At 67.6% G+C, this 24533-nt stretch carries 24 protein-coding genes; 19 read left to right on the forward strand and 5 right to left on the reverse strand.

What is annotated here, in order from left to right; genetic code table 11:
- Positions 1–187 precede the first annotated feature (187 nt).
- The 15 genes from rpsB (at position 188) to lpxB (ending at position 14971) form a co-directional block, all read left to right on the forward strand.
- Entirely contained in the window at positions 188–1030 is an 843-nt protein-coding gene (gene rpsB / locus ACU5AP_RS07200) for a 30S ribosomal protein S2 (RefSeq protein WP_446681000.1), read from the forward strand.
- 100 nt (positions 1031–1130) lie between these two features.
- Positions 1131–2069 carry a translation elongation factor Ts gene (gene tsf / locus ACU5AP_RS07205; RefSeq protein WP_128719923.1) on the forward strand — a complete coding sequence of 313 codons (939 nt, stop codon included), beginning with the start codon at positions 1131–1133 and terminating at the stop codon, positions 2067–2069.
- 138 nt (positions 2070–2207) lie between these two features.
- The gene (gene pyrH, locus ACU5AP_RS07210; RefSeq protein WP_003164613.1) at positions 2208–2945 is read left to right on the forward strand and encodes a UMP kinase; all 738 of its coding nucleotides are present in this window, start codon (positions 2208–2210) and stop codon (positions 2943–2945) included.
- 40 nt (positions 2946–2985) lie between these two features.
- On the forward strand, positions 2986–3543 hold the full coding sequence (gene frr, locus ACU5AP_RS07215; protein ID WP_003164614.1) for a ribosome recycling factor: 558 nt from the start codon (positions 2986–2988) through the stop codon (positions 3541–3543).
- Between the two features lie 34 nt (positions 3544–3577).
- The gene (gene uppS, locus ACU5AP_RS07220; RefSeq protein WP_046653581.1) at positions 3578–4336 is read left to right on the forward strand and encodes a polyprenyl diphosphate synthase; all 759 of its coding nucleotides are present in this window, start codon (positions 3578–3580) and stop codon (positions 4334–4336) included.
- A gap of 1 nt (position 4337) precedes the next feature.
- Positions 4338–5156 (forward strand): phosphatidate cytidylyltransferase, encoded by an 819-nt coding sequence (locus ACU5AP_RS07225; protein WP_003164616.1) that lies wholly within the window; start codon positions 4338–4340, stop codon positions 5154–5156.
- Complete coding sequence (gene dxr / locus ACU5AP_RS07230; protein ID WP_128719924.1) at positions 5153–6349, forward strand: 1-deoxy-D-xylulose-5-phosphate reductoisomerase; 1197 nt, start codon at positions 5153–5155, stop codon at positions 6347–6349. Before ACU5AP_RS07225 ends, dxr begins: the two co-directional genes overlap by 4 nt.
- 23 nt (positions 6350–6372) lie before the next feature.
- Complete coding sequence (locus ACU5AP_RS07235; protein ID WP_446681001.1) at positions 6373–7590, forward strand: M50 family metallopeptidase; 1218 nt, start codon at positions 6373–6375, stop codon at positions 7588–7590.
- Between the two features lie 53 nt (positions 7591–7643).
- Entirely contained in the window at positions 7644–10079 is a 2436-nt protein-coding gene (gene bamA, locus ACU5AP_RS07240; RefSeq protein ID WP_446681002.1) for an outer membrane protein assembly factor BamA, read from the forward strand.
- 34 nt (positions 10080–10113) lie between these two features.
- The gene (locus ACU5AP_RS07245) at positions 10114–10698 is read left to right on the forward strand and encodes an OmpH family outer membrane protein (RefSeq protein ID WP_003164619.1); all 585 of its coding nucleotides are present in this window, start codon (positions 10114–10116) and stop codon (positions 10696–10698) included.
- Between the two features lie 8 nt (positions 10699–10706).
- Positions 10707–11726, forward strand: coding sequence for a UDP-3-O-(3-hydroxymyristoyl)glucosamine N-acyltransferase (lpxD, locus tag ACU5AP_RS07250; RefSeq protein WP_446681003.1), 1020 nt, complete (start codon positions 10707–10709; stop codon positions 11724–11726).
- Positions 11723–12187 carry a 3-hydroxyacyl-ACP dehydratase FabZ gene (gene fabZ, locus ACU5AP_RS07255; RefSeq protein ID WP_046653574.1) on the forward strand — a complete coding sequence of 155 codons (465 nt, stop codon included), beginning with the start codon at positions 11723–11725 and terminating at the stop codon, positions 12185–12187. Before lpxD ends, fabZ begins: the two co-directional genes overlap by 4 nt.
- On the forward strand, positions 12184–12972 hold the full coding sequence (gene lpxA, locus ACU5AP_RS07260; protein ID WP_128719927.1) for an acyl-ACP--UDP-N-acetylglucosamine O-acyltransferase: 789 nt from the start codon (positions 12184–12186) through the stop codon (positions 12970–12972). The genes fabZ and lpxA overlap by 4 nt, the downstream gene beginning before the upstream one ends.
- Positions 12969–13808 carry a UDP-2,3-diacylglucosamine diphosphatase gene (gene lpxI, locus ACU5AP_RS07265; protein ID WP_128719928.1) on the forward strand — a complete coding sequence of 280 codons (840 nt, stop codon included), beginning with the start codon at positions 12969–12971 and terminating at the stop codon, positions 13806–13808. Before lpxA ends, lpxI begins: the two co-directional genes overlap by 4 nt.
- The gene (lpxB, locus tag ACU5AP_RS07270) at positions 13805–14971 is read left to right on the forward strand and encodes a lipid-A-disaccharide synthase (RefSeq protein ID WP_128719929.1); all 1167 of its coding nucleotides are present in this window, start codon (positions 13805–13807) and stop codon (positions 14969–14971) included. The genes lpxI and lpxB overlap by 4 nt, the downstream gene beginning before the upstream one ends.
- Before the next feature lie 153 nt (positions 14972–15124).
- Here the strand turns inward: lpxB and trpC are convergent, their stop codons facing one another.
- The 3 genes from trpC to ACU5AP_RS07285 are packed head-to-tail and all read right to left on the reverse strand — an operon-like array spanning position 15125 to position 17552.
- Entirely contained in the window at positions 15125–15928 is an 804-nt protein-coding gene (trpC, locus tag ACU5AP_RS07275) for an indole-3-glycerol phosphate synthase TrpC (RefSeq protein ID WP_128719930.1), read from the reverse strand.
- Positions 15928–16965: an anthranilate phosphoribosyltransferase gene (gene trpD, locus ACU5AP_RS07280; protein ID WP_446681024.1), complete on the reverse strand. Its 1038-nt coding sequence runs from the start codon at positions 16963–16965 to the stop codon at positions 15928–15930. Before trpD ends, trpC begins: the two co-directional genes overlap by 1 nt.
- The gene (locus tag ACU5AP_RS07285) at positions 16962–17552 is read right to left on the reverse strand and encodes an anthranilate synthase component II (RefSeq protein ID WP_128719932.1); all 591 of its coding nucleotides are present in this window, start codon (positions 17550–17552) and stop codon (positions 16962–16964) included. Before ACU5AP_RS07285 ends, trpD begins: the two co-directional genes overlap by 4 nt.
- 126 nt (positions 17553–17678) lie before the next feature.
- On the opposite strand from ACU5AP_RS07285, the gene ACU5AP_RS07290 reads away from it, so the two are divergent.
- Entirely contained in the window at positions 17679–17867 is a 189-nt protein-coding gene (locus ACU5AP_RS07290) for a hypothetical protein (protein WP_088411552.1), read from the forward strand.
- Here ACU5AP_RS07290 and trpE read toward each other — a convergent pair.
- The gene (trpE, locus tag ACU5AP_RS07295) at positions 17864–19387 is read right to left on the reverse strand and encodes an anthranilate synthase component I (RefSeq protein ID WP_003164630.1); all 1524 of its coding nucleotides are present in this window, start codon (positions 19385–19387) and stop codon (positions 17864–17866) included. The genes ACU5AP_RS07290 and trpE overlap by 4 nt on opposite strands.
- Positions 19387–21318 carry a peptidylprolyl isomerase gene (locus ACU5AP_RS07300; RefSeq protein ID WP_446681004.1) on the reverse strand — a complete coding sequence of 644 codons (1932 nt, stop codon included), beginning with the start codon at positions 21316–21318 and terminating at the stop codon, positions 19387–19389. Before ACU5AP_RS07300 ends, trpE begins: the two co-directional genes overlap by 1 nt.
- 130 nt (positions 21319–21448) lie before the next feature.
- On the opposite strand from ACU5AP_RS07300, the gene tpiA reads away from it, so the two are divergent.
- From tpiA to ACU5AP_RS07315, 3 genes are all read left to right on the forward strand, one after another.
- Positions 21449–22198: a triose-phosphate isomerase gene (gene tpiA / locus ACU5AP_RS07305; protein WP_446681005.1), complete on the forward strand. Its 750-nt coding sequence runs from the start codon at positions 21449–21451 to the stop codon at positions 22196–22198.
- Between the two features lie 89 nt (positions 22199–22287).
- Entirely contained in the window at positions 22288–22692 is a 405-nt protein-coding gene (gene secG / locus ACU5AP_RS07310; protein ID WP_223850708.1) for a preprotein translocase subunit SecG, read from the forward strand.
- Positions 22693–22816: 124 nt separating this feature from the next.
- Entirely contained in the window at positions 22817–24469 is a 1653-nt protein-coding gene (locus ACU5AP_RS07315) for a CTP synthase (protein WP_040345199.1), read from the forward strand.
- Positions 24470–24533: the final 64 nt, after the last annotated feature.

The raw sequence follows: 24533 nt of genomic DNA on the forward strand, positions 1-24533 counted from the left end.
GACAAGTTAAAAGCCCATCATCTTCACAGCCTTGCGTTTTTCGGCCGTTTCGCCTACATGCGCGGCGCACTTCGCACGTGGGCGTGGCGCGGTCCGGGGAGACATCCCGGCCTGCACCGTTCCGAGGGATCAACTGATCCTTTTAACCGCCCGCGCTAGGTTTGATCGGAAAAAGGAAAAGACGATCATGGCTCTGCCTGAATTCTCGATGCGTACGCTGCTGGAAGCCGGCGCTCACTTCGGCCACCAGACGCACCGCTGGAACCCGAAGATGGACCGCTACATCTTCGGCTCGCGCTCGAACATCCACATCATCGACCTGTCGCAGACGATGCCGCTGCTGCACCAGGCCCTGGTCGCCGTGCGCGACGTGGCCGCCAAGGGCGGTCGCGTGCTGTTCGTCGGCACCAAGCGTCAAGCCGCCGACCCGGTCGCGCAGGCCGCCACGCGCTGCGCCCAGTACTACATGAACAACCGCTGGCTGGGCGGCACCCTGACCAACTGGCGCACCGTCTCCAACTCGATCCAGCGCCTGCGCGAACTGGAAGGCATCGTTGAAGGCGGCGGCGAAGGCCGCAACAAGAAAGAGCTGCTGACCCTGCAGCGCGAGAAGGACCGTCTGGAACTGTCGCTGGGCGGCATCAAGGACATGGGTTCGGTGCCGGACATCATGTTCGTGATCGACACCAACAAGGAAGCGATCGCGATCCAGGAAGCCCGCAAGCTGAACATCCCGATCATCGCCATCCTGGACACCAACTCGGACCCGGACGGCATCACCTATCCGGTGCCGGGCAACGATGACGCCGCCCGCGCCATCCAGACTTACTGCGACCTGATCGCCGACGCCGTCCTGGACGGCCTGGCCGCCGGCGCCGCCGCTCAGGGCATCGACCTGGGCGCTTCGGAAGCTCCGGTCGAGCCGGCCCTGCGCGAAGCCGTCGTGGTTGAGGCCGAGGCCGCTCCGGCGCGCGCTGAAGGCGCGGCTGAAGAGCTGGTCGCCGCCGAGGCCGAGAAGGTCGAAGGCTGAGACTGACGTTCCGGCGCCGCCGCGCGCCGGACCGACGTCAACTTGACATGCGGCCGGGCTAAACAGTCCGGCCGCCCATTTTGAATTTCAGGAGAAAGACATGGCCGAGATCACTGCCGCCCTCGTGAAGGAGCTTCGCGAGCGTTCGGGCGTCGGCATGATGGACTGCAAGAAGGCGCTGGTTGAGAACAACGGCGACATCGAAGCGGCCATCGACTGGCTGCGCGCCAAGGGTCTGTCCAAGGCCGCCAAGAAGGCCGACCGCGTCGCCGCCGAGGGCTTGGTGGCCGTCGCCGTGCGCGAAGACGGCAAGGGCGAAGTCGCCTCGGCCATCGAGTTCAACGCCGAAACCGACTTCGTGGCCCGCAACGACCTGTTCCAGTCGGCGGCGAAGGAATTCGCTCAGCTGGGTCTGCACCACGACGGCGTGGAAGCCATCCACGGCGCGACCCTGGAGAACGGCAAGACGGTTCAGGACGAAGTCACCAACCTGATCGCCACCATCGGCGAGAACATGCAGCTGCGTCGCGCGGCTCGCCTGTCGGTCGGTGAAGGCGTGGTTTCGAGCTACGTCCACAACGCCGTCTCGCCGGGCGTCGGCCGCATCGGCGTGCTGGTCGCCCTGGAAGGCGCCGGCGACAAGGAAGCCCTGCGTGAAGTGGGCCGCAAGATCGCCATGCACGTGGCGGCCACGGCTCCGCTGGCGCTGGACACCTCGGACCTGGACCCGGCCGCGATCGAAAAAGAACGCGCCGTCCTGATCGAGAAGGCCAAGGAAGAAGGACGTCCGGAAAACATGATCGAAAAGATCGTGGAAGGTCAGATCAACAAGTTCCAGAAGGACGTGGTGCTGACCAAGCAGCCGTTCGTCATGGACCCGGACGTGACCATCGAACAACTGGTCGCCAACACCGGCAAAGAGCTGGGCTCCACGCTGAAGCTGGCCGGCTTCGTCCGCATGGCGCTGGGTGAAGGCGTCGAGAAGGTCGAAACCCCCGACTTCGCGTCGGAAGTCGCCTCGATGACGGGCGGCAACTAACTCGAAACGTCTTCCCGAAAGGGAAGAAATTTCAAAAGGGCGCGTTCGGCTTTGAAGGCTGACGCGCCCTTCGTCTATGATGAGCCGCCGATTCACTTCGCGCGGATGCTAACCCCCTGTATCCACGGACCCCTGATCATGCCCGACGCCCCCTCTGAGTTTCGTTACAAGCGCGTCCTGCTGAAGGTCTCGGGCGAGGTGCTGATGGGCGACCAGCCCTATGGCATCGACATGCCGACCGTGGATGTGGTCGCCGCCGCCGTCGCCGCGGTGGCGCGTCAGGGCGTCGAGATCTGCCTGGTCATCGGCGGGGGCAACATCTTCCGGGGCCTGTCCAAGGCGGCGGCGGGCATGGATCGCGCCAACGCCGACTACATGGGCATGCTGGCGACCATCATGAACGCTCTGGCCATGCAGGGCGCGCTCGAGAAGATCGGCGTCGATACGCGGGTCCAGAGCGCCATCCCCATGGCCGCCATCGCCGAGCCCTATATTCGCCGCCGCGCCCTTCGCCACCTCGAGAAGGGCCGCGTGGTGATCTTCGCTGCGGGCGTCGGCGCTCCTTTCTTCACAACGGACTCGGGCGCGGCCCTGCGTGCAGCCGAAATGGGCTGTGACGCCCTGCTGAAGGGCACCAGCGTCGACGGCGTCTACACCGCCGACCCGAAGAAGGACGCCACGGCCACCCGCTATGAGACGCTGACCTATCAGGAAGTGCTGGCCAAGGACTTGCGCGTCATGGACGCCTCGGCCATCGCCTTGATGCGCGACAGCGGCATTCCGATCGTGGTCTTCTCGATCCGCGAGGAAGGATCGATTCAGAAGGCGCTGACGGGAGAAGGCACCTTCACCGTCATCACCAACAAGGCCGCCTGAGCGGCTTCGTCATCAAACGACAGGACCAAGGACACACGTCATGGCCAAACCCGATCTCAAGACGTTCCGCGACCGGATGGACAAGTCCGTCGCCGCCCTGAAGGACGATTACGCCGGCCTTCGTACCGGCCGGGCCAACGCCGGTCTGCTGGAGCCGGTCGTGGTTGAAGCCTATGGCGCAACCTCGCCGCTGACCGCTGTGGCCGCGATCAGCGTGCCGGAGCCGCGCATGATCTCGGTCAACGTCTGGGACAAGGGGATGGTGGTTTCGGTCGAGAAGGCCATCCGCTCCGCCGGCCTGGGCCTGAACCCGGTCGTTGACGGCCAGACGCTGCGCATCCCGATCCCGCCGCTGACCGAAGAGCGCCGCAAGGATCTGGCCAAGCTGGCCGGCAAATACGCCGAGGACAAGAAGATCGCCGTGCGCAACGTGCGCCGCGACGCCAACGACGAGCTGAAGAAGGCTGAAAAGGCCGGCGAGATCAGCCAGGATGAACAGAAGAAGATGGAGGCCGAGGTCCAGAAGGACACCGATGCGGCCATCAAGCGCATCGACGAGACCTTGAAGGCCAAGGAAGTCGAGATCATGCAGGTCTGACGCGGTCAGGCCTGTTCAGGAAGGACGCCCCATCATGTCGGCCGAGCCCGTCGCCACGGCGCCTGCAAAGGGGCCACGTCACGTCGCCCTGATCATGGACGGCAACGGCCGCTGGGCGCAGCGCCGGGGTCTTCCGCGCGCCGTGGGCCACCGCGAGGGGGTCCAGGCCCTGCGCCGCACGATCAAGGCGGCGCCGGAGCTGGGCGTGCGATGCCTGACGGTGTTCGGCTTCTCGACCGAGAACTGGAGCCGTCCGGCCGATGAGGTGTCCGACCTGATGGGCCTGGTGCGCGCCTTCGTCGGCAGCGACCTGAAACGGCTGGCGGCGGCGGGCGTGCGGGTGAAGGTGCTGGGTCGTCGCAAGGGGCTGCCGGACGACATCGCCGCCATCGTCGCACGCGCCGAGGCTGAGACGGCGAGCAATGAAAAATTCCTGCTGCAGGTGGCCTTCAACTATGGCGGCCGGGCGGATCTGGTCGACGCCGCCCAGCGGCTGGTCGATCGCGCCCGTGCGGGCGAAGACGTGGTTGTCGATGAAGAGGCGCTGGGCGCCGGTCTGTCGACGGCGGGCGCGCCGCCGGTCGATCTGATCGTGCGGACCTCGGGCGAGCAGCGCCTGTCCAACTTCCTGCTGTGGGAGGCGGCCTACGCCGAGATGGTGTTCCAGGAGATCCTGTGGCCTGACTACGGCGCCGAAGCCCTGGCTGAAGCCATCGCCCAGTTCGGCTGCCGTGAGCGCCGCTACGGCGGGCGTGAGGTCATGGTTGAAGCCTATGGCGAGGTCGCGGGCTGACATGGCGTTGAAGCCTCGAGATATCGCCTTGCGCGCCGCTTCGGCGGTCGTGCTGGCGCCGGCGGCGGTCCTGGCGACGTGGGCGGGCGGCGATTGGTTCTGCGCCCTGGTGGTCGCGGGGGCGGTGCTGCTGGCCTTCGAGTGGGCGCGGATGTGCGCGCCGAATCTTTGGCGGCCGATCGGGATCAGCGTGGCCCTGGCCCTGGTCGTGGCGGTGATCGCGGCCCACGTCGGGCAGATTTCCCTGGCCCTGGTGCTGATGGTGTTCGGCGCCCTGGCGGCGGGCCTGTTCGCCCGCACGCGCGGCGAGTCCCTGCTGGATACGGCCTATGGGGTGCTCTACCTCGGCTGGCCCTGCATCCTGCTGATCTGGCTGCGCGACCTGCACGAGGTGCAGGGGCTGTACTGGACCGTGCTGGTCTTCGCCGTGGCTTGGTCGGCGGACATCCTGGCCTATCTGGTCGGCAGCTTCGTCGGCGGGCCCAAGCTGTGGCCGCGCTTTTCGCCCAACAAGACCTGGTCGGGCTTCATCGGCGGCTTGACCGCCGGGATGATCGCCGGCGCCGCCATGGCGGGCTGGCTGGACATGGGCCTGCTGAACGCCTTTTGGGGCGGGGTTCTGGGTCTGGCGGCGGCCTTGGCCACCATGGGCGGCGACCTGTGGGAATCGGCTCTGAAGCGGCGTTTCGGGGTCAAGGACGCGGGCAATCTGATCCCGGGCCACGGCGGTCTGCTGGACCGCGTCGACGGGCTGATGTTCGCCGTCGTTGTGGTGTCGGCCGGGCGTCTGATCGTCCTGATGCTGGAGCGGGCGGCATGATCGCGCGGCGCGTCTCTGTCCTGGGCTCGACCGGATCGGTCGGCTCCTCGACCCTGGACCTGATGGAGCAGGCGCAAGCGGCTGGCTCGGCCGCGTTCGAGGTTGAGGCCCTGACCGGCGGCGCCAACATTGCTCGCCTGGCCGAACAGGCGCGCCGCTGGCGGCCGCGCATGGCCGTGACAGCCGATCCGGCGCGCTTGAACGAACTGCGCGACGCCCTGGCTGGAACCGGGGTCGAGGCGGCGGCGGGGCCGGACGCCATCGTCGAGGCGGCCGTGCGGCCCGCCGACTGGATCATGGCCTCCATCGTCGGGGCGGCGGGCCTGCGCTCGGCCTGGGCGGCGGCGGGGACGGGGGCGACCCTGGCTCTGGCCAACAAGGAAAGCCTGGTCTGCTGCGGTCCGGCGCTGATCGAGCGGGTCAAGCGCAGCGGCGGGCGGCTGATCCCCGTCGATTCCGAACATTCGGCCATTTTCCAGGTCTTTCCGGCCGGGGCGCCCGAGCGCGTATCCAAACTGGTGCTGACCGCTTCTGGCGGGCCGTTCCGCACCCTGCCGCGCGCGGCCATGACGCGGATCACGCCGGAACAGGCCGTGGCCCATCCGAACTGGAGCATGGGCGCCAAGATTTCGGTCGACAGCGCCACCATGGCCAACAAGGGGCTGGAGCTGATCGAAGCCGCCTATCTGTTCGATATGCCGGGCGAGCGGGTCGATGTGGTGGTGCACCCGGAATCGATCATCCACAGCCTTGTGGAATATGTGGATGGTTCGACCCTGGCCCAAATGGGCGCGCCGGACATGCGGACGCCCATCGCCTGCGCCCTGTCCTGGCCCGATCGTCTGGCCTGGCCGGCGCCCAAGCTGGACCTGGCGGCCCTGGGGCGGTTGACGTTTGAGGCCCCGGACGAGGATCGGTTCCCGGCCTTGCGTCTGGCGCGCGAAGCTCTGGCGGCGGGCGGAATCGCCCCCATCGTCTTCAATGCGGCCAATGAGGTGGCGGCTCTGGCTTTCCTTGACCGGCGGCTGGGCTTTCTCAATATTGCCGCAGTCGTCGCCGACACCCTTGAGAAGGCGACGGGCGCGGGCGCGTCTTGCGGTTCCGACGATGCCTGCGAGGCGGCCCTGGCCGTTGATGCGCAGGCGCGGCGGATCGCGGGCGACGTCATCGCCTCGCTGAACATCGCGGCCTGAGGGGAACGGGAGATACGAACGGCATGATAGGCGTGATCAGCCAGGCTCTGACCTATGTCGTGCCGTTCCTGCTCGTGCTGACGCTTGTCGTGACGGTGCATGAGCTGGGCCACTTCCTGACGGCGCGCGCCTTCGGCGTGAAGATGGACCGCTTTTCCATCGGTTTCGGGCGCGCGATCTTCCGCCGGACCGACAAGCACGGCGTCGAGTGGCGGATCGGCTGGCTGCCGCTGGGCGGCTATGTGAAATTCTCCGGCGATCTGGATGCGACCGGCGTGCCGGATCGTGCGGGTCTTGAGGCCCTGCGCCAGGCCGTGACGGCCGAGCATGGGTCGGGCGCCGAGCGCGACTACCTCTATTTCAAGCCTCTGTGGCAGCGCGCCCTGGTCGTGGCGGGCGGGCCGATCGCCAACTTCATCCTGGCCATCTTCATCTTCACCCTGCTGTTCAGCCTGGTGGGCGTCGAGCTGCGTCCCGCGCGAGTGATGGAGGTTCAGCCTCAGTCGCCGGCGGCGCAGGCGGGCTTCCTGCCGGGCGATCTGATCACTCATGTGAACGGCAAGCTGATCTCCGACGGGGGCGAGGTGACGCGCGTCGTGGCCCTGAGCAGCGGCGATTCGGTGCGCTTCACCGTCGAGCGCGGCGATCAGGCGGTGCAGCTTACGGCCACGCCCGAACGTCGGACCGAGACGGATCGCATCGCCGGTCGTGTCAGCGTCGGCCGCATCGGCCTGGCTCTGGGTTCTAACCGCGATGAAATTCGCCACGTCCGCTATGGCCCCATCGCCGCCGTGGGGCAGGGGGTGCGCGAAACCGGCGCCATCCTGAACACCACCCTGACCTATATCGGCCGCATCTTCACCGGCCGTGAGTCGGGCGATCAGTTCAGCGGGCCGCTGGGAATCGCCAAGGCGTCCGGCGCCCTGACCAACGCCGCGGTCGCGGCCAATCCCGAGCCCTGGGCCATCGTTCGCAATCTGTTGCTGACGCTGACCAGCTTCGCGGCCATACTTTCGGTCGGAATCGGCTTTTTAAATCTGATGCCTATTCCCGTTCTGGATGGGGGGCACCTGCTGTTCTACGCTTATGAAGCCGTGGCGCGCCGCCCGATGGCCGCCCGTGTTCAGGAGGCGGGATATCGGGTCGGTCTTGCTTTGCTGGCGGGTTTGATGTTGTTCGCGACCTGGAACGATCTGCAGAAGCTCAATCTCTTCAAATTCCTCGGCGGGCTCGTCTCGTGAGCCGACGCCAGCCCCCGATGGTATTCCGCATGAACCAAAACGACAGTCGCCTCATGATCCAGACCCCTGGCCGCATTCTCGGGGTCAGCGCCCTGGCCCTGACCTTCGCCGCCGGACTGGCGCAACCGGCCCTGGCCCAGCAGGCGGCGCCTGCGCCCGCGCCAGCCCCGGCGCCCGCTGCAGCGGCCCAGACCCCGCAGGCTCAGACGCCGCAGGTGCAGATGGCGCAGCCGCAGGCCGAGCGCGCCGTGGTCAACCGCATCGTGGTGCGCGGTAACCAGCGGATCGACCAGACGACGGTCCTGTCCTATCTGCCGATCCAGCCCGGCGACACCATCGACGCCGTGACCATCGACGTTGCGGTGCGCACTCTGTCGCGCACGGGTCTGTTCGCGGACGTGCAGATCGGCCTTCAGGCCAACGGCGACCTGATCGTCGAGATCGCCGAAAACCCGATCATCAACCAGGTGACCTTCGAGGGTAACAAGGCCCTGGCCGAGAAGAAGCTGCGCGATGAAGTGACCATTCGCCCGCGCGGCATCTACACCCGCGCGCGGGTTCAGGAAGACGTCGGCAAGATCGTTGAACTGTACCGCCTGTCGGGCCGCATCTCGGCGACCGTCACGCCCAAGCTGGTCCAACTGGAGCAGAACCGCGTCGACGTCGTGTTCGAGATCGACGAAGGCCCTGAAACCGGCATCGCCGCCGTCACCTTCCTGGGCAACACGGCGTTTTCGGACAGCGACCTGCGTCAGGTCATGGTCACCAAGCAGTCGGCCTGGTGGCGTCTGTTCAGCTCGAACGACAACTACGACCCGAACCGGATCGACTACGACCGCGAGCAGCTGCGGAAATTCTACACGAACCGCGGCTATTACGACTTCCGCATCCTGTCGTCCGTGGCCGAGCTGAAGCCGGACAACAGCGCCTTCGGCGTGACGGTCACGGTGGACGAGGGCGACCGCTACAATTTCGGCGAGATCAAGGTCGTCACCGAGAATGACCGCCTGAACGCCGACTTCCTGCAGATGCTGCTGCCGATCCGTTCGGGCGACCTGTATGAGAGCGATCGCATTCAGGCTGCGGTCGACACCCTGACCTTCGCCGCCGGTTCGGCCGGTTACGCCTTCGTCGAGATCAACCCGACCTATCGCGCCGACCCTGAGACGGACACGGTCAACGTGACCTTCAACGTGCGCGAGGGTCAGCGCGTCTACATTGACCGCATCAATGTGGTCGGCAACACCCGCACCCTGGACAGCGTCATCCGCCGTGAACTGATGGTGGGCGAGGGCGACGCCTTCAACCGTTCGCTGGTCGAGCGTTCGCGCAACAATCTGCGCGCCCTGGGCTTCTTTAAGGACGTCAAGATCGAGGAGACGCGCGGCAGCGCGCCGGACCGTTCGGTCGTCAACGTCACCGTGGAAGAACAGCCCACCGGCGAACTGTCGGTCGGCGCGGGCTTCAGCTCGGTCGACTCCTTCGTGCTGAACCTGGGCATCACCGAACGCAACTTCCGGGGTCGGGGTCAGAACGTCGTGGCGCGCGCCGAATGGGGCTCGCTGCGCCAGCAGATCGACTTCCGCTTCACCGAGCCCAAATTCCTGGGACGCGACGTGCGGGCGGGCTTCGACCTGTTCCACATGCGCTATGACCTGAGCAAATACTCGTCCTACGACTATCGCTCGACCGGGGGCGGGGTGCGCGTCACCTATCCGCTGAACGGCTACGCTTCGTTCAGCGCGCGCTACTTCCTGAAGGACGACGAGGTCGTCATTCCGTTCGGCTATTGCGGCGGCGTGGGCGCTGGTTCGTCGGCCCTGTGCGACCAGGCGGGCTCCTACATCAACTCCTCGGCGGGCTACACCCTTGTGGTGAACCGCCTGAACGACCCGGTCCGACCGACGCGCGGCTGGTCCGCCTCGCTGCGCCAGGACTTCGCCGGCATCGGCGGCGACGTGAACTACATCAAGACCGAGGCCGACGCGTCCTGGTACTACGGCATCCGCCCGAACTGGGTGGTCAGCGTCCAGGGCCAGACGGGCTATGTCAGCGGCTGGAACGGCGATCCCATCCGCATCAACGACCGCTTCTTCAAGGGCGGCAACACCTTCCGCGGCTTCGAGACGGCGGGTATGGGCGCACGCGACCTGACCACGACCGACGCCTTGGGCGGCAACTTCTACGCCATCGGTACGGTTGAACTGACGGTGCCGAACTATCTGCCCGACGAATACGGCATCAAGACCTCGCTGTTCGCCGACTTCGGCACCATCGGCAAGCTGGACGACCGCTACCTGGTTGATCCGGCGACGGGACTGCGCAACCCGAACATCGTCGATGAGCTGTCGCTGCGTGCGGCCGCCGGCGTCAGCATTCACTGGCGTTCGCCGATGGGGCCGATCCGTTTCGACCTGTCGAAGGTTCTGTCCAAGGAAGACTACGACAAGACCGAGACCTTCCGCTTCTCGACCTCTACTCAGTTCTAACCGCGGTCTGACCGCCGCCACCAAGGCTTAGATTATGAAACTCATCGCTATCGGCGCCTTCGCCCTCGCTTCGCTGACCGCTTCGGCCGCCCTGGCCCAGACGCAAGGCCCGGCCAACCCCGGTCCGGCCATTCCCGGCGTCTGCGTCTATTTCAACCAGCGCGTTCTGGCCCAGTCGACGGTCGGTCAGGCCGTGCAGACCCGCATGGAGCAGCTGGCGCAGGAAGTTCAGGGCGAGCTCCAGCCCTACGCCACCGCCATCCAGACCGAAGCTCAGGCTCTGCAACAGGGCGCGGCGACGATTCCGGCTGACCAGATGAACCAGCGTCGCCAGCAACTGCAGACCCGCATCCAGGAAGCCCAGCAACTGGAAGGCACCCGCGACAACGAGCTGCGCTACACCCTGGCTCAGCAGCGCCAGAAGATCTCGGAAGCCATCGAGCCGCTGCTGGTCGCCGTTTATCAGGAGAAGGGCTGCGGCATCATGATCGATCGCGAGAGCGTCTTCATCATGAACCCGGCCATGGACGTGACGGACACCGTCATCCAGCGCCTGAACGCCCAACTGCCGACGCTGAGCTTCAACCGCATGCCGGTTCCGGCCCAGCCGCAATCCTAAGGCGGGCCATGCCCGATCCGAGGTTTTTTGAGACCCTGTCGCCCCTGACGGTCGCCGCCCTCGCCGAGCACATCGGCGGGGACGTAGTCCGGGGCGGCGAGGTCGTCATCTCGGCCGTCGCGCCCCTGTCCAGTGCGGACCGGGGCGCGATTGCGTTTCTGGGCGACCGCAAGTTCGCCGCTGCTCTGGCAGAGACGAAGGCCGGGTGCGTGATCGTGCCGCCGTCGGCCGTGGATGCGGCGCCGGCTGACGCCGCCGTCATCGTCTCGGGCGAGGCGCAGGCCGCCTGGGCGCGGGCTTCGGCCCTGCTGCACCGGCCGATCCGTCTGGATCGCGCCATCAGCGCCGCCGAGGCCGCCGAGGACGACACGGTCGTGGTCGAGCCGGGCGTCATCCTGGGCGAGGGCGTCCGCATCGGGCGCGGCAGCCGCATCGGCGCCAACACCGTCATCGGGCCAGGCGTCCAGATCGGCCGCGACTGCCTGATCAGCTCGGGCGTCACCGTCGGCTTCGCCCTGCTGGGCGATCGGGTGAAGCTGCTGGCGGGCGCGCGGATCGGCGAGGCGGGCTTTGGCGCCGCCGGATCGAAGGCCGGGCCGGTGGACATTCCGCAACTGGGTCGCGTCATCCTGCAGGACGGGGTGACGGTTGGCGCCAACTCCTGCATCGACCGGGGCGCCTATGACGACACCGTCATCGGCGAGAACACCAAGATCGATAATCTGGTCATGATCGGCCACAACTGCGTCATCGGCCGCAACAATTTGATGGCGGCCCACACCGGCATCTCGGGCTCGGTCACCAGCGGCGATAACTGCATCTTCGGCGGTCGGGCGGGCGTGGGCGACCACATCACCATCGGCGAGGGCGCGCGCGTCGCGGCCGGCGGCGGCGTCCTGGCCGACATTCCGCCGGGCGAGATCTGGTCCGGCTATCCCGCCAAACCCCTGCGCCAATTCTTGCGCGAGACGGTGTGGCTGTCCAAACAGGCGTCCCAGAAGAAGGGCGCGAAGGAATCGAAAGAATGAGCGAAGACAACAACATCGACTATGCCGAGGTGATGCGTCGCCTGCCGCACCGCTATCCCTTCCTGCTGGTCGACAAGGCGCAGGACTTCGTGGCGGCGACCTCGATAGTCGGCATCAAGAACGTCACGCACAACGAGCCCTTCTTCCCCGGCCACTTCCCGATCGATCCGGTCATGCCGGGCGTGCTGATCGTCGAGGCCATGGCCCAGACGGGCGCCCTGCTGATGTCCAAGTCGCTGGACGTGGCGGTGGCCGACAAGGTCATCATGTTCATGTCGATCGACGGCGTGCGTTTCCGCAAGCCCGCCCGTCCGGGCGATCAACTGCGCATGGAGGTCAAGGTGATCAAGGCGCGCGGCGACGCCTACAAGTTCCGCGGCGAGACCTTCATCGACGGCAAGCTGGCGGCTGAGGCCGAGTTCATGGCCATGGTCGTGACTGTGGCGGAGCCTGCCCAGTGACCATCCACCCGACCGCCGTCGTCGACGCCTCGGCGACCCTGGCGGACGGGGTCGAGATCGGCCCGTTCTGCACCGTCGGGCCAGGCGTGGCGCTGGCCTCCGGCGTGCGTCTGGTCAGCCATGTGGTGATCCAGCAGGACACCAGCATCGGCGCCAACACGACGATCCACCCCTTCGCCGTCATCGGCGGCGATCCGCAGCACGGCGGCTACAAGGGCGAGCCGGTGCGGCTGGAGATCGGGGAGAACAACCTGATCCGCGAGCACTGCACCTTCAACCGGGGCACGCCTCAGGGAACGGGCGTCACCCGCGTCGGCTCGAACAACCTGTTCATGACCGGCGCTCACGTCGGCCATGACTGCGTGGTCGGCGACAGCGTCACCATGGCCAACAACGCCACCCTGGGCGGTCACGTCCATGTCGGCGGCAGGGTGTTCCTCGGCGGCCTGTGCGCCGTGCACCAGAACGGCCGGGTGGGGCAGGGCGCCATCGTCGGCGGTCTGGCCGCCGTAACGCGCGACGTCATTCCCTACGGCTCCGTGTGGGGCAACCACGCCAGCCTGCACGGCCTCAACCTGATCGGGTTGAAGCGAAAGGGCTACGGCAAGGACGCGGTGCGCCGCCTGCTGGCCGCCTATCGCGACCTGTTCGAGGGCGAAGGCGTCTTCGCCGAGCGTCTGGATCGGGTCGAGCAGGCCTATGCCGACCTGCCCGAGATCATGGAGATCACCGCCTTCATCCGTGACGGCGGCAAGCGCCCGCTGTGCCTGCCGGGCGCGGAATGACGACCGCGCCCAAGCTGGCCCTGATCGCGGGTTCGGGCGACCTGCCCATCCGCGTCGCTCAGCGCTGCGAGGCCGAGGGGCGCGAGGTCTTCATCATCCGCTTGAAGGGCTTCGCCGACGCTCACCTGCACCGTTGGCCGGGGCAGGACTTCGGCATGGCTGAGATCGGCAAGATCGTGAAGGCCATGCGCGCCGAAGGCTGCCGCGCGGTCTGTCTGGCGGGCTACGTCAACCGGCCGGACTTCAAGACGTTGAAGCCCGATCTGAAGGGCGCGTCCCTGCTGCCCGGCATCATCGCGGCGGCGTCCAAGGGCGACGACGCCCTGCTGCGCAAGATCCTGTCGGTGTTCGAGGATGAAGGCTTCGCCGTCGAGGGCGCGGACGACATTCTGGGCGGCGAGATGCTGACTGCGGGCGCGCTGGGCCGCGTGGCGCCGACGGCGGAGCAATTGGCGGACCTGAAGAAGGCGCTGCACGTCGCTGAAAAATCGGGCGAACTGGATATCGGGCAAGGCGCGGTCGTCTGCGACGGACTGGTGCTGGCGGTCGAGGCTCAGGAAGGCACGGATGAGATGCTGCGCCGCGTGGCGGGTCTGCCTGCCGATCTACGCGGTTCGCCCGGCTTCGCGCGCGGCGCGCTGGGCAAGGCGCCCAAGCCGATCCAGGATCTGCGCGTCGACATGCCGGTTATCGGACCAACGACGGTCGAACTGGCCGCCGCTGCCGGTCTGGCCGGGATCGGCGGGTATGAGGGGCGATTGATCGTCATCGACCACGAAGGTCTGGTCGAGGCAGCCGACCGTCTGGGCCTGTTCGTCTGGGGAGAGCCGCGATGAGCCGTCCGTTGAAGGTCATGCTGGTGGCGGCCGAGGCGTCGGGCGACGCTCTGGGCGCCGGTTTGGCGCGCGCGCTGAGGGCGCGGCTGGGCAAGGACGTGGTCTTCGTCGGCGTGGGCGGCCCCAAGATGGCGGCCGAGGGCGTCGCCAGCCCCTTCGACATCGCCGAGCTGTCGATCCTGGGCTGGATCGAGGGGCTGAAGGCTTACGGCAAGGTCAAGAAGCGGGTGGCCGAGACGGCGGCGCTGGCGGCGGCGGAGAAGCCGGACGCCGTAGTGCTGATCGACAGCTGGGGCTTCACCATCCGCGTGGCTCAGGCGATCCGCGCCGCCTCGCCGAAGACGCCGCTGATCAAATACGTCGGGCCGCAGGTCTGGGCCTCGCGGCCGGGGCGGGCCAAGACGCTGGCGGGGGCGGTGGATCATCTGCTGGCCCTCTATGCGCTGGATGCGCCTTGGTTCGAGAAGGCGGGCCTGCCGACGACGGTTGTCGGTTCGCAGGCGCTGCACGTCGACTTGGCGGGGGCCGACGGCCCCCGCTTTCGCGCTGTGCGGGGCATAGCGGCGGACGCGCCGCTGCTGCTGGTCCTGCCGGGCAGCCGACCCAGCGAGATCACGCGCATGACGCCTGTCTATGAGCAGGCGGTCAAACAACTGAAGGCCCAGATTCCGGGGCTGGAGATCGCCGTCGTCGCGGCGGGCACGGTCGCCGCCGACGTGGCGGGCCGGGTCGCCGCCTGGCCGTTCCGCGCCCATGTCGTGCAGGAGGTCGACAAGTACGACGCCATGAAGGCCGCCAACGCCGCCCTGGCGACCAGCGGCACGGTCTCGACCGAACTGGCGCTGGCGGGCGCGCCGATGGTCATCGCCTATAAGATCGACGGGCTGAGCTATGTGCTGATGAAGCGGCTGGTGACGGCCAAGCACATCACCCTGTTCAATATCGCCGCCGATGAAGCTATCGCGCCGGAGTTCATCCAGCATGAGGCGACGCCGCAGGCGCTGGCCAAGGCGGTCGGGCGGCTGCTGACCGACCCAGAGGCGGCGGCCGATCAGGCGCGGCGCCAGACCGAGGCGCTGGACCTCATGGGACGAGGCGGGCCGGACCCGTCGGAACTCGCGGCTGATGCGGTGCTCCGGGTGATCGCGGCGAAGGCGGGCTGATCCTCCACACCCCGCTCATCCCGGCGGACGCCGGGATCCAGTAAGAGCCACGCGCGCAGTTTTTAGTAAGCTGGGCTTGGGACGGCTGCGGCTGCGCCCTTAGCCAAAGCACTGGATCCCGGCGTCCGCCGGGATGGGCGGTAAGTGGGGAGCTTAGACCAGCAAGGCTCGCGTCGCGGCTTCCACGTCCGCCTGACGCATCAGGCTTTCGCCGACCAGCAGGGCGCGGGCGCCTGCTTCAGTCACGCGAACCACATCTTGAGGCGTGAACAGGCCGCTTTCGGCGACCAGCAAGGCCCCTTCGGGGCTGAGCGCCGCCAGTTGTTCCGTGGTCGCCAGATCGACCTCGAAGGTCCGCAGCGAGCGGTTGTTGACGCCGATCAGGGCGTCGTCGCGGCCTTGAACCAGCTTGGCGGCGCGGGCCATTTCATCGGCATCGTGCGTTTCGATCAGGGCGTCCATGCCCCAGCGGGTCGCCTCGGCCAAAAGCTCGGCGGCCAGGGCGTCGTCCACCATGTCCATGATGATCAGGATGCAGTCGGCGCCCAGAGCCCGGCTCTCGGCCACCTGCCACGGATCGACCAGGAAGTCCTTGCGCAGGCAGGGCAGGGCGACCGCCGCGCGCGCGGCCGTCAGATAGGCGTCGTCGCCCTGAAAACTGGGGCCGTCGGTCAGGACGGAGAGGCAGGAGGCCCCGCCGCGCTCATAGGCTTGAGCGAGGGCGGGCGGGTCGAAGTCGGCGCGGATCAGGCCCTTGGACGGGCTGGCCTTCTTGATCTCGGCGATCAGGGCCGGGCGGCCGGTGTCGGCGAAACGGTCAGCCAGGGCGGCGCGGAAACCGCGCGGAGGCGAGGCCTCGCGGGCGCGGGCCTCGATGGCGTCCTGTGATACGGCGGCCTTGCGGGCGGCGACATCCTCGCGCTTGTAGGCGGCGATGCGGTCCAGAACGTCGCTCATCAGGCGTCCTCGTCTTCGATCGGCGCGTGAGAGACGCGCACCAGTTCAGCCAGGGCGGCGGCGGCGCGGCCGTCGTCGATGACGGCGGCGGCGAGTTCAGCGCCCGATTTCAGATCTTCGACCCGCCCGGCCACGACAAGCGCAGCTGCGGCGTTCAGCAGGACGATGTCGCGATAGGGGCCGCGCTCGCCCGCCAGCAGGGCCGTCAGGGCGGCGGCGTTATGCTCGGCGTCGCCGCCACGCAGATCATCCATCGTCGCCAGCGGCAGTCCGGCGTCGGCGGGCGTGACGGTGAAGCGGCGCACGGCGCCGTCCTTCCATTCGGCCACCTCGGTCGGGCCTGTGGTGGTCAGTTCGTCCAGACCCTGACCGTTGACGGTCCAGGCTCGCTTGGCGCCCAGTCGGCCCAGCACCTCAGCCAGCGGCTCCAGCAGGGCGGGATCGTAGACGCCCATGACCTGATGCGTCGCGCCCGCCGGATTGCACAGCGGCCCCAGCAGGTTGAACACGGTGCGGAAGCCGATCTCGCCGCGCACCGGCCCGACATGGCGCATGGCCCCGTGGTAGGTGGGCGCGAACAGGAAGGCGATGCCCGCCTGGTCCAGCGCCTGCGCCTGCTGGGCAGGCGTGGCGTCGAGGTTGACGCCCAGCGCGGCCAGAACGTCGGACGAGCCGGACTTGGAGCTGATAGCGCGGTTGCCGTGTTTGGCGACCTTCAGCCCCGCGCCCGCCAGAACGAAGGCGGCCGCCGTCGAGACGTTGTAGGTGTGCTGGCCGTCGCCGCCGGTGCCGCAGGTGTCGATCACCTGATCGAACGGGTGTTCCAGCGACAGGGCGGCCTCGCGCATGGCGCTGGCGAAGGCGACGATCTCGTCCACCGTCTCGCCCCGGATGCGCAGGGCGGTGACGGCGGCGGCGACCTGTGACGGAGTCGGCTCGCCGCGCAGGCAGGCGGCGAAGAAGCTCTTGGCCTCATCCAGGTTCAGCACCTGTCCGTCGACCAGCTTGGCCAGCAGAGGCTTGATGCTGTCCATCAGACGTTCGCCGATCGTTTGACGCCCGCCAGATCGAGGAAGTTGGCGATCATCGCATGGCCGTGCTGGGTGGCGATGGATTCCGGGTGGAACTGGACGCCGTGAATCGGCCGCGAGCGGTGCGACAGGCCCATGATCTCGCCGTCCTCTGTCCAGGCGGTGACCTCCAGCGCGTCGGGCAGGGTCTCGCGGCGCACGGCCAGCGAATGATAGCGCGTCGCCGTGAAGGGCGAGGGCAGGCCGCCGAAGACGCCGCGCCCTTCATGTTGGATGGGCGAGGTCTTGCCGTGCATCAGGGTCTTGGCGCGCACCACCTCGCCGCCGAAGGCCTGGCCGATCGACTGGTGGCCCAGGCAGACGCCGAGGATGGGCATGGTCTCTGCGGCCGTTTCGATCAGCGACAGGCAGATGCCCGCCTGATCGGGGGCGCAGGGGCCGGGCGACAGCAGGACGGCCTCGGGCTTCAGCGCCCAGGCTTCTTCGACGGTCAGGTCGTCGTTGCGGATGACGTGCGTCTGGGCGCCCAACTCCGCGAGGTAGTGGACGAGGTTGTAGGTGAAGCTGTCGTAGTTATCGACGACGAGGATCATGGCGAAGGCTTCTTGAAGACGGGGGAGGCAAGGCGGCCCCAAACATGGAAGACAGTCGGGCCGATTGAAAGCGGACGTTAAGCTGTCCGGGCGATACAGGAGCATCGCCATCGGAAGAAATCCGTCTTGACCCCTGTAGAATGCATCCGTGACGCCCGCGCCCTGTTGAACGAGGCTCCGGCGGAACAACCGAAACCCCTGCGCCTGCTTGCTGCAGCCGCCTTCGCCGCCACAGCGGCGGTCCTTCTGGCCGGAACCATGGTCGTGGGCCCCGGCGTGTCGTTTGACCAGGGTTCCACGGTTTCCAATCCTTAGACTGATCCGCCGGCGCCCTGGCCGCGAGTGGTCGCGGTGAATCGCCACGCTTCGGCGGCGGCCTTCATCGGCGCGCGAGCCTTGGCCAGGGTTTCAGCATATTCGGCGGCCGGGTCGCTGTCGGCGACGACGCCGGCGCCGGCCTGGACGAAGATCTGTCCCTTCGCGAACATGGCGGTGCGCAGGACGATGCAGATGTCCGCTTCGCCATTGGCCGAGATGTAGCCGACGCCGCCGCCGTAGCCGACGCCGCGCTTCTCGGTCTCCAACTCGTCGATGACCTCCATCGCCCGCACCTTGGGCGCGCCCGAGAGCGTACCAGCCGGCAGGGCGGCCAGAAGGGTGTCCACCGCATCCAGCTTGGGATCAGCCGCGCCGTTCACGTTGGAGACGATGTGCATGACCTGGCTGTAGCGCTCGACCACGAAGCTTTCCGTGACCTCGACCGAGCCGGGCTTGGAGACGCGGCCCACGTCGTTGCGGCCCAGGTCCAGCAGCATCAGATGCTCGGCCCGCTCCTTGGGATCTGCCAGCAGTTCGGCCTCCAGCGCCTTGTCCTGTTCGGCCGTGGCTCCGCGCGGGCGGGTGCCCGCCAGCGGCCGGATGGTGACGCGACCGTCCTTCAACCGGACCAGGATCTCCGGGCTGGACCCGGCCAGTTGGAAGTCGACGTAGTCGAGGAAGAACAGATAGGGCGATGGATTGCCGCGACGCAGCGACCGGTAGAAGGCGAACGGATCCTGGCTCCACGGGGCCGAGAAACGGTGCGCCAGCACGACCTGGAAGATGTCGCCGGCGGCGATGTAGTCCTTGGCCCGCGCCACCATGCGGCCGAAGGCGGCCTCATCGACGGGGGAGTGGAAATCGGGCGCCGGGACCGGCTCGACTTCGCGCTGGATCGGCAGGGGGCCGCGCAGGCGGTCCTCGAAGTCCTCCAGACGGGCCTCGGCGGCGGCGTAGGCCTGGACTGGATCGCTTGCGGTGTCCGGATAGGCGGCGGCGATCAGGACGATCTCGTGCTTCACCGAATCGAAGATGGCGACCAGGGCCGGGCGCGCCATGACGGCGTCGGACAGGTCCAGCGGATCGGGATTTGCGGCGCCCAGCGGCTCCAGCAGACGCACCATGTCATAGCCGAACACGCCGAACAGTCCGGCGGCCATCGGCGGCAGATCGGCGGGCAACTCGAACTTGGTCGCCGCGATCAAGGCGCGCAGGGATTCCAGCGCGGGCCGGTCTTCGGGTGTGAAGACGTCGGACAGAACGTCGGCGCCGCGCGCGATCTCGGCCTTGCCGTCCCGGCAGCGCCAGACCACGTCCGGCGACAGGGTGACGAAGGAGTAGCGGCCGTTGACGGCGCCGCCCTCGACCGACTCGAACAGGCTGGCGTAACGCCGCCCGTGCCCGACCTTCAGAAAGGCCGAGACGGGGGTCTCCAGATCATCGACCAGGCGGCGGACCAGAACCTGAGGGCGGCCCGCCGTCAGACCGGCGATGAAGGCGTCGCGTTCTTCAAGCATTACTTCTTGGCGGATGCGGGAGCAGCCGGAGCCGCAGGCGCAGCGGCCGGAGCCTCCACGCCCAGGGCTTGCAGGGCCAGGGCCGGGTCGTTGCGCGACTTGGTGCGTGCAGCGGCGGCGGCGATGGTGCGGTCGGCCAGGGTGTTGGCCAGCTCTTCGGTCAGACGCGGGCGGGCCTGTTCGGCCAGCGGCGCGGCCAGGGCCGGATTGGCGGCGTGGATGGCGTCCACGCGGCCGACGACGAAGGCGGTCTGCGACTGGGCGTCGGAGAAGACCTGAGCCTTGCTCTGGCCGAACAGACCGCGCAGCACGCCGTCGCCGACTTGGGCCTGCGACTCGCGGCTCTGTTGCACGCCGGTGCGGACCGTCAGCGGGGCGCCGGCTTCGGCGGCCACCTTGGCGATGTCCTCGCCGGCGCGGACGCGACCGGCCAGTTGTTCAGCCTTGGCCGACAGCAGACGGGCGTTTTCACGCAGGGTCCACTGCTGGCCCAGCGGGGCGCGCACTTCGTCCAGCGTCGGCAGGGCCGACGGGCGGATGTCGTCCAGGCGGACAGCGAAATACTGGCCGTCTCCGGCGTCGATCACATCGCTCTCGCCGCCCTTGGTCAGGGTGTAGGCGCTTTCCAGAACCTGACGCGGGGCGTTCATCGGCTGGCCGTCCGGCAGTTGGCCCTGCTGGGTGAAGGGCGGCAGCTGGATGACGCGGGCCTTGGCGGCCGTGGCGGCGTCGGCCAGGTTCTTGCCTTCCTGACGGGCCTTCTCGAACTGCTCGACCTTGGCGTAGGTCGCGGCCTTGACGGCCTCGGCCTGCAGTTCCTGGGTCAAGGCGGGACGGGCGCTTTCCAGCGTCACGGCCTGACCGGCCTGAATGGCGGCCAGCTTGGCGACGGTGAAACCCAGGCGACCCTGGATCGGGGCCGAAACCTGGTCGACGGCCAGACCGAACACGGCGGCGCCGACGGCGGGGTCGCCCACGGCGGCCTGCGGCGTGGCCTTGTAGTCGCCCAGCTGGATGTTGTTGGCCTTGGCCACCTCGGCCGGAGCCTTGCCGGCGCGCAGGTCGGCGGCGATCTTGTCGGCGGCTTGCTTGGTCGGAACGGTAAGGGTGACGAAGGTGCGCTTTTCCGGGTCAGCCAGGGCGGCCTTGCGGAACTCATAGCGCTCTTGAATCTGTTCTTCGGTGACGGTCGGGCGCGGGTCGTTCGGACCCGGCGTGAACAGCACCAGGGAGATCATGCGGAACTCGGGGCTGCGCAGACGCGCCTCGTTTTCCTTCATGAAGGCGGTCAGTTGGGCGTCGGTCGGGGCGCCCGCGCGGCCGGCCATGTCCTGAGTGACCGAGAACCAGCGGCCGTCGCGCGTTTCCAGCGCCTGACCCGCCAGCAGGGCGGCGTAGACGCGCGGCGCTTGAAGACCGGCGAATACGGCCGAACCGACGTGCGAGGTGACATACTGGTCGCGCAGATCCTGCTCGAGCATTTCCGAGGTCAGGTTCTGCTGGGCCAGGGCCTGGGCGTAGAGGTCTTTGTCGAACTGGCCGGTGATCTGGTTGAAGAAGGCCGGAATCTTGCGGATTTCCGCCAGCACCAGCTCCTTGCCCGGACGGATGCCCGTCTTATAGGCCCAGTCCAGGAAGCCTAGGCGCTGAGTCTGGCTGTCCAGATACTGCTGGTGCAGGTTCTCCTTGACCATGTCGTCATAGCTGACGGGACGACCGGCCTGTTCCTGCAGATTGGCGCGCACGCGTTCGAAGTCGCCGCGGAACTGGTTGGAATCGACGCTGCGGTCGCCGGCGCTGATGATATGGCGCGGCCCCAGGTTGGCGAAGATGTCGGATTGCGCCCCGACGATCAGGAAGCTGAGGATGATCAGGGCGAACAGGCCGGCGGCCCATTTCGACTTGGCGAAGTTTCGGAAGTACGTGATCATCGAAAAGAACCTGACGAGGGCCGGCGTCGAAAGGGCGCCAAGGGTCGCGTATAGGGGGTGCGGGGCCGCCGCCGCAAGTGAGGCTTGACGACATCTTGGCTTCCGCCGCTGTCGCCACTAGACAGGCCGCATGAAACAATCTGTGAAGCTGGTCGCCGGCAACTGGAAAATGAACGGCCTGGGCGCGAGCCTGGCCGAGGCTGAAACCCTCGAGAAGGCGCTGAAGGAACAGGCTGCGGCCTGTCGCGTGGCCCTGTGCCCGCCCGCCACCTTGATCGACCGCATGGCCCAGGCGTTGAAGGGCGGCGCCGTCGAGATCGGCGGGCAGGACTGCCACGCTGAAACCTCGGGCGCCTACACCGGATCGGTCTCAGCCGAGATGGTCCGTGATGCGGGCGCCCGCCTGGTGATTCTCGGCCACTCGGAGCGCCGCGCCGGATTCGGCGAGACCGACGCCGACGTCGCCGCCAAGGTCGAGGCCGCCCTGGCCGCCGATCTGGAGCCGATCATCTGCATCGGCGAGACGCTGCAGGAACGCGAAGCCGGGCAGGCGGTCGAGGTCGTCAGCCGTCAAGTCGCCGGCTCGCTGCCGGCCTCGCTGGCGGGCAAGGCGTTCGCCGTCGCCTATGAGCCGGTCTGGGCCATCGGCACCGGCCTGACGCCGACGCTGGAGCAGATCGAGGAAGTCCACGCCGCCGTGCGCGCCGCCATGGTCGCCAAGCTGGGCGACGGCAGCCGCGTCGCCCCGATCCTGTACGGCGGCTCGGTCAAGCCGTCGAACGCCAGGGAGATCCTGGCGGTGGCCGAGGTCGGCGGCGCCCTGGTCGGCGGCGCCTCGCTGAAGGCCGAAGACTTTCTGGGCATCATCCGCGCGGTTTGAACGCGCGCCTGAGCGTTTGCCCGAAACCTCCATCAATGTTAGAGGCGGCCGCTTGATCGGCGCGCTTCTGCGCCCACATGAATGACGCCATGCTCCAGACCATTCTGCTCGTCGCCATGATCCTGATCTCGGTCGCCCTGTCGGCCGTGATCCTGCTGCAACGTTCCGAGGGCGGCGCCCTGGGCATGGGCGGCGGTCCTTCGGGCTTCATGACGGCGCGCGGGGCGGGCAATCTGCTGACCCGCACCACGTCGATACTGGCGATCGCCTTCTTTGTCTGCGCCATCGGCCTGACGATCGCGGGCAACTATGCGCGCGGCTCGCGCTCGGTGATCGACGCCGACGCCGTCGGCTCCATCGCTGTGGACCAGCCGCAACAGACGGCTCCGGCTACGCCTGAAGCCGCACCGGCGACCCCGGCCGCTCCGGCCGCTCCGTCGCTGGACGATCTGGAAGCCAGCCTGCCGGCCGGCCAGGGCGCGCCCGCCCAATAAGGGCGTCGCCGCCATCAAGTTTTGGGGAAGCGCGCCGCAAGGCGCGCTTTCTTCTTTTGATCAACAGTTGGATTTTTCCTGAGCCCCTGCGCGCAGGACGAATCATGGAGTAAGGTGTCCGCCCATGGCTCGCTATGTGTTCATCACCGGCGGCGTGGTTTCCTCTCTTGGAAAAGGCCTCGCTTCCGCCGCTCTCGGCGCTCTTCTGCAAGCGCGGGGCTACAAGGTCCGCCTGCGCAAGCTGGACCCCTATCTCAACGTCGATCCGGGCACGATGAGCCCCTATCAGCACGGCGAGGTCTTTGTGACCGACGACGGCGCCGAGACGGACCTCGACCTGGGCCACTATGAGCGCTTCACCGGCGTCTCGGCGGCCAAGTCGGACAACATCACGACCGGCCGCATCTATCAGACCATCATCGAGAAGGAGCGGCGCGGCGACTATCTGGGCGCGACGGTTCAGGTGATTCCGCACGTCACCGACCAGATCAAGCAGTTCTGCCTGAACCCGGCGAAGACGGACGGCGGCGAGGATGTGGACTTCGTCCTGGTCGAGATCGGCGGCACGGTCGGCGACATCGAAGGGCTGCCCTTCTTCGAGGCGATCCGTCAGCTGGAGCAGGATCTGCCGCGCGGCCAGTCGTGCTTCGTCCACCTGACCTTGCTGCCCTTCATCAAGACCGCCGGCGAGATGAAGACCAAGCCGACGCAGCACTCGGTCAAGGAACTGCGCTCCATCGGCATCCAGCCCGACATCCTGCTGTGCCGTTGCGAGGCGCCGATCCCGGCCGACGAGAAGCGCAAGATCGCCCAGTTCTGCAACGTCCGTCCCGACAGCGTCATCCAGGCGATGGACTCGGCCGACATCTACGCCGTGCCGCTGGACTATCACCGCGAGGGTCTGGACACCCAGGTTCTGGCTCACTTCGGCCTGACCGACGCGCCTGAGCCGGAGCTGTCCGGCTGGAACGAGATCGTGCGCCGCCGCCTGCATCCGGACGGCGAGGTCACCATCGCCGTGGTCGGCAAGTACACGGTCCTGAAGGACGCCTACAAGTCGCTGATCGAGGCCCTGCAGCACGGCGGCGTGGCCAACAACGCCAAGGTCAACATCGACTGGGTCGAGGCCGACACCTTCGCCGGCGACCCGCAGGCCTGCGCCGAACGGTTGGAAGGCGCCCACGCCATCCTGGTGCCCGGTGGCTTCGGCGAACGCGGGGCCGAGGGCAAGATCGAGGCGGCGCGCTACGCCCGCGAGCGCAAGATCCCGTACTTCGGCATCTGCTTCGGCATGCAGATGGCGGTGATCGAGGCGGCGCGGAACCTGGCGGGCTATCCCAAGGCGACCTCGACCGAGTTCGGCCCTGCGGAAGAGCCCGTCGTCGGCCTGATGACCGAGTGGGTCCAGGGCAATGAACGCGTGAAGCGCGAGCAGGGGGGCGATCTGGGCGGCACCATGCGTCTGGGCGCCTATGCGTCCACCCTGGCGCCTGGCTCGAAGATCGCCGAGATCTACGGCCAGACTGACATCAACGAGCGCCATCGTCACCGCTATGAGGTGAACATCAACTACCGGCAGGCGGTGGAGGAGAAGGGCGGCCTGTTCTTCGCCGGTCTGTCGCCGGACGGCGTGCTGCCCGAGACGGTGGAGCGCAAGGATCACCCTTGGTTCATCGGCGTGCAGTATCACCCTGAATACCGCAGCCGCCCCTTCGCTCCGCACCCGCTGTTCGCCAGCTTCATCGAAGCCGCGCTGGTGCAGAGCCGCTTGGTCTGATCACGAACGGTTGTTGCGGTTTTCGCCGAACCGTGTGTCATCATGCTGTCAACCTTCAGGGTCG

This window comes from Brevundimonas sp. RM1 (assembly GCF_052907225.1).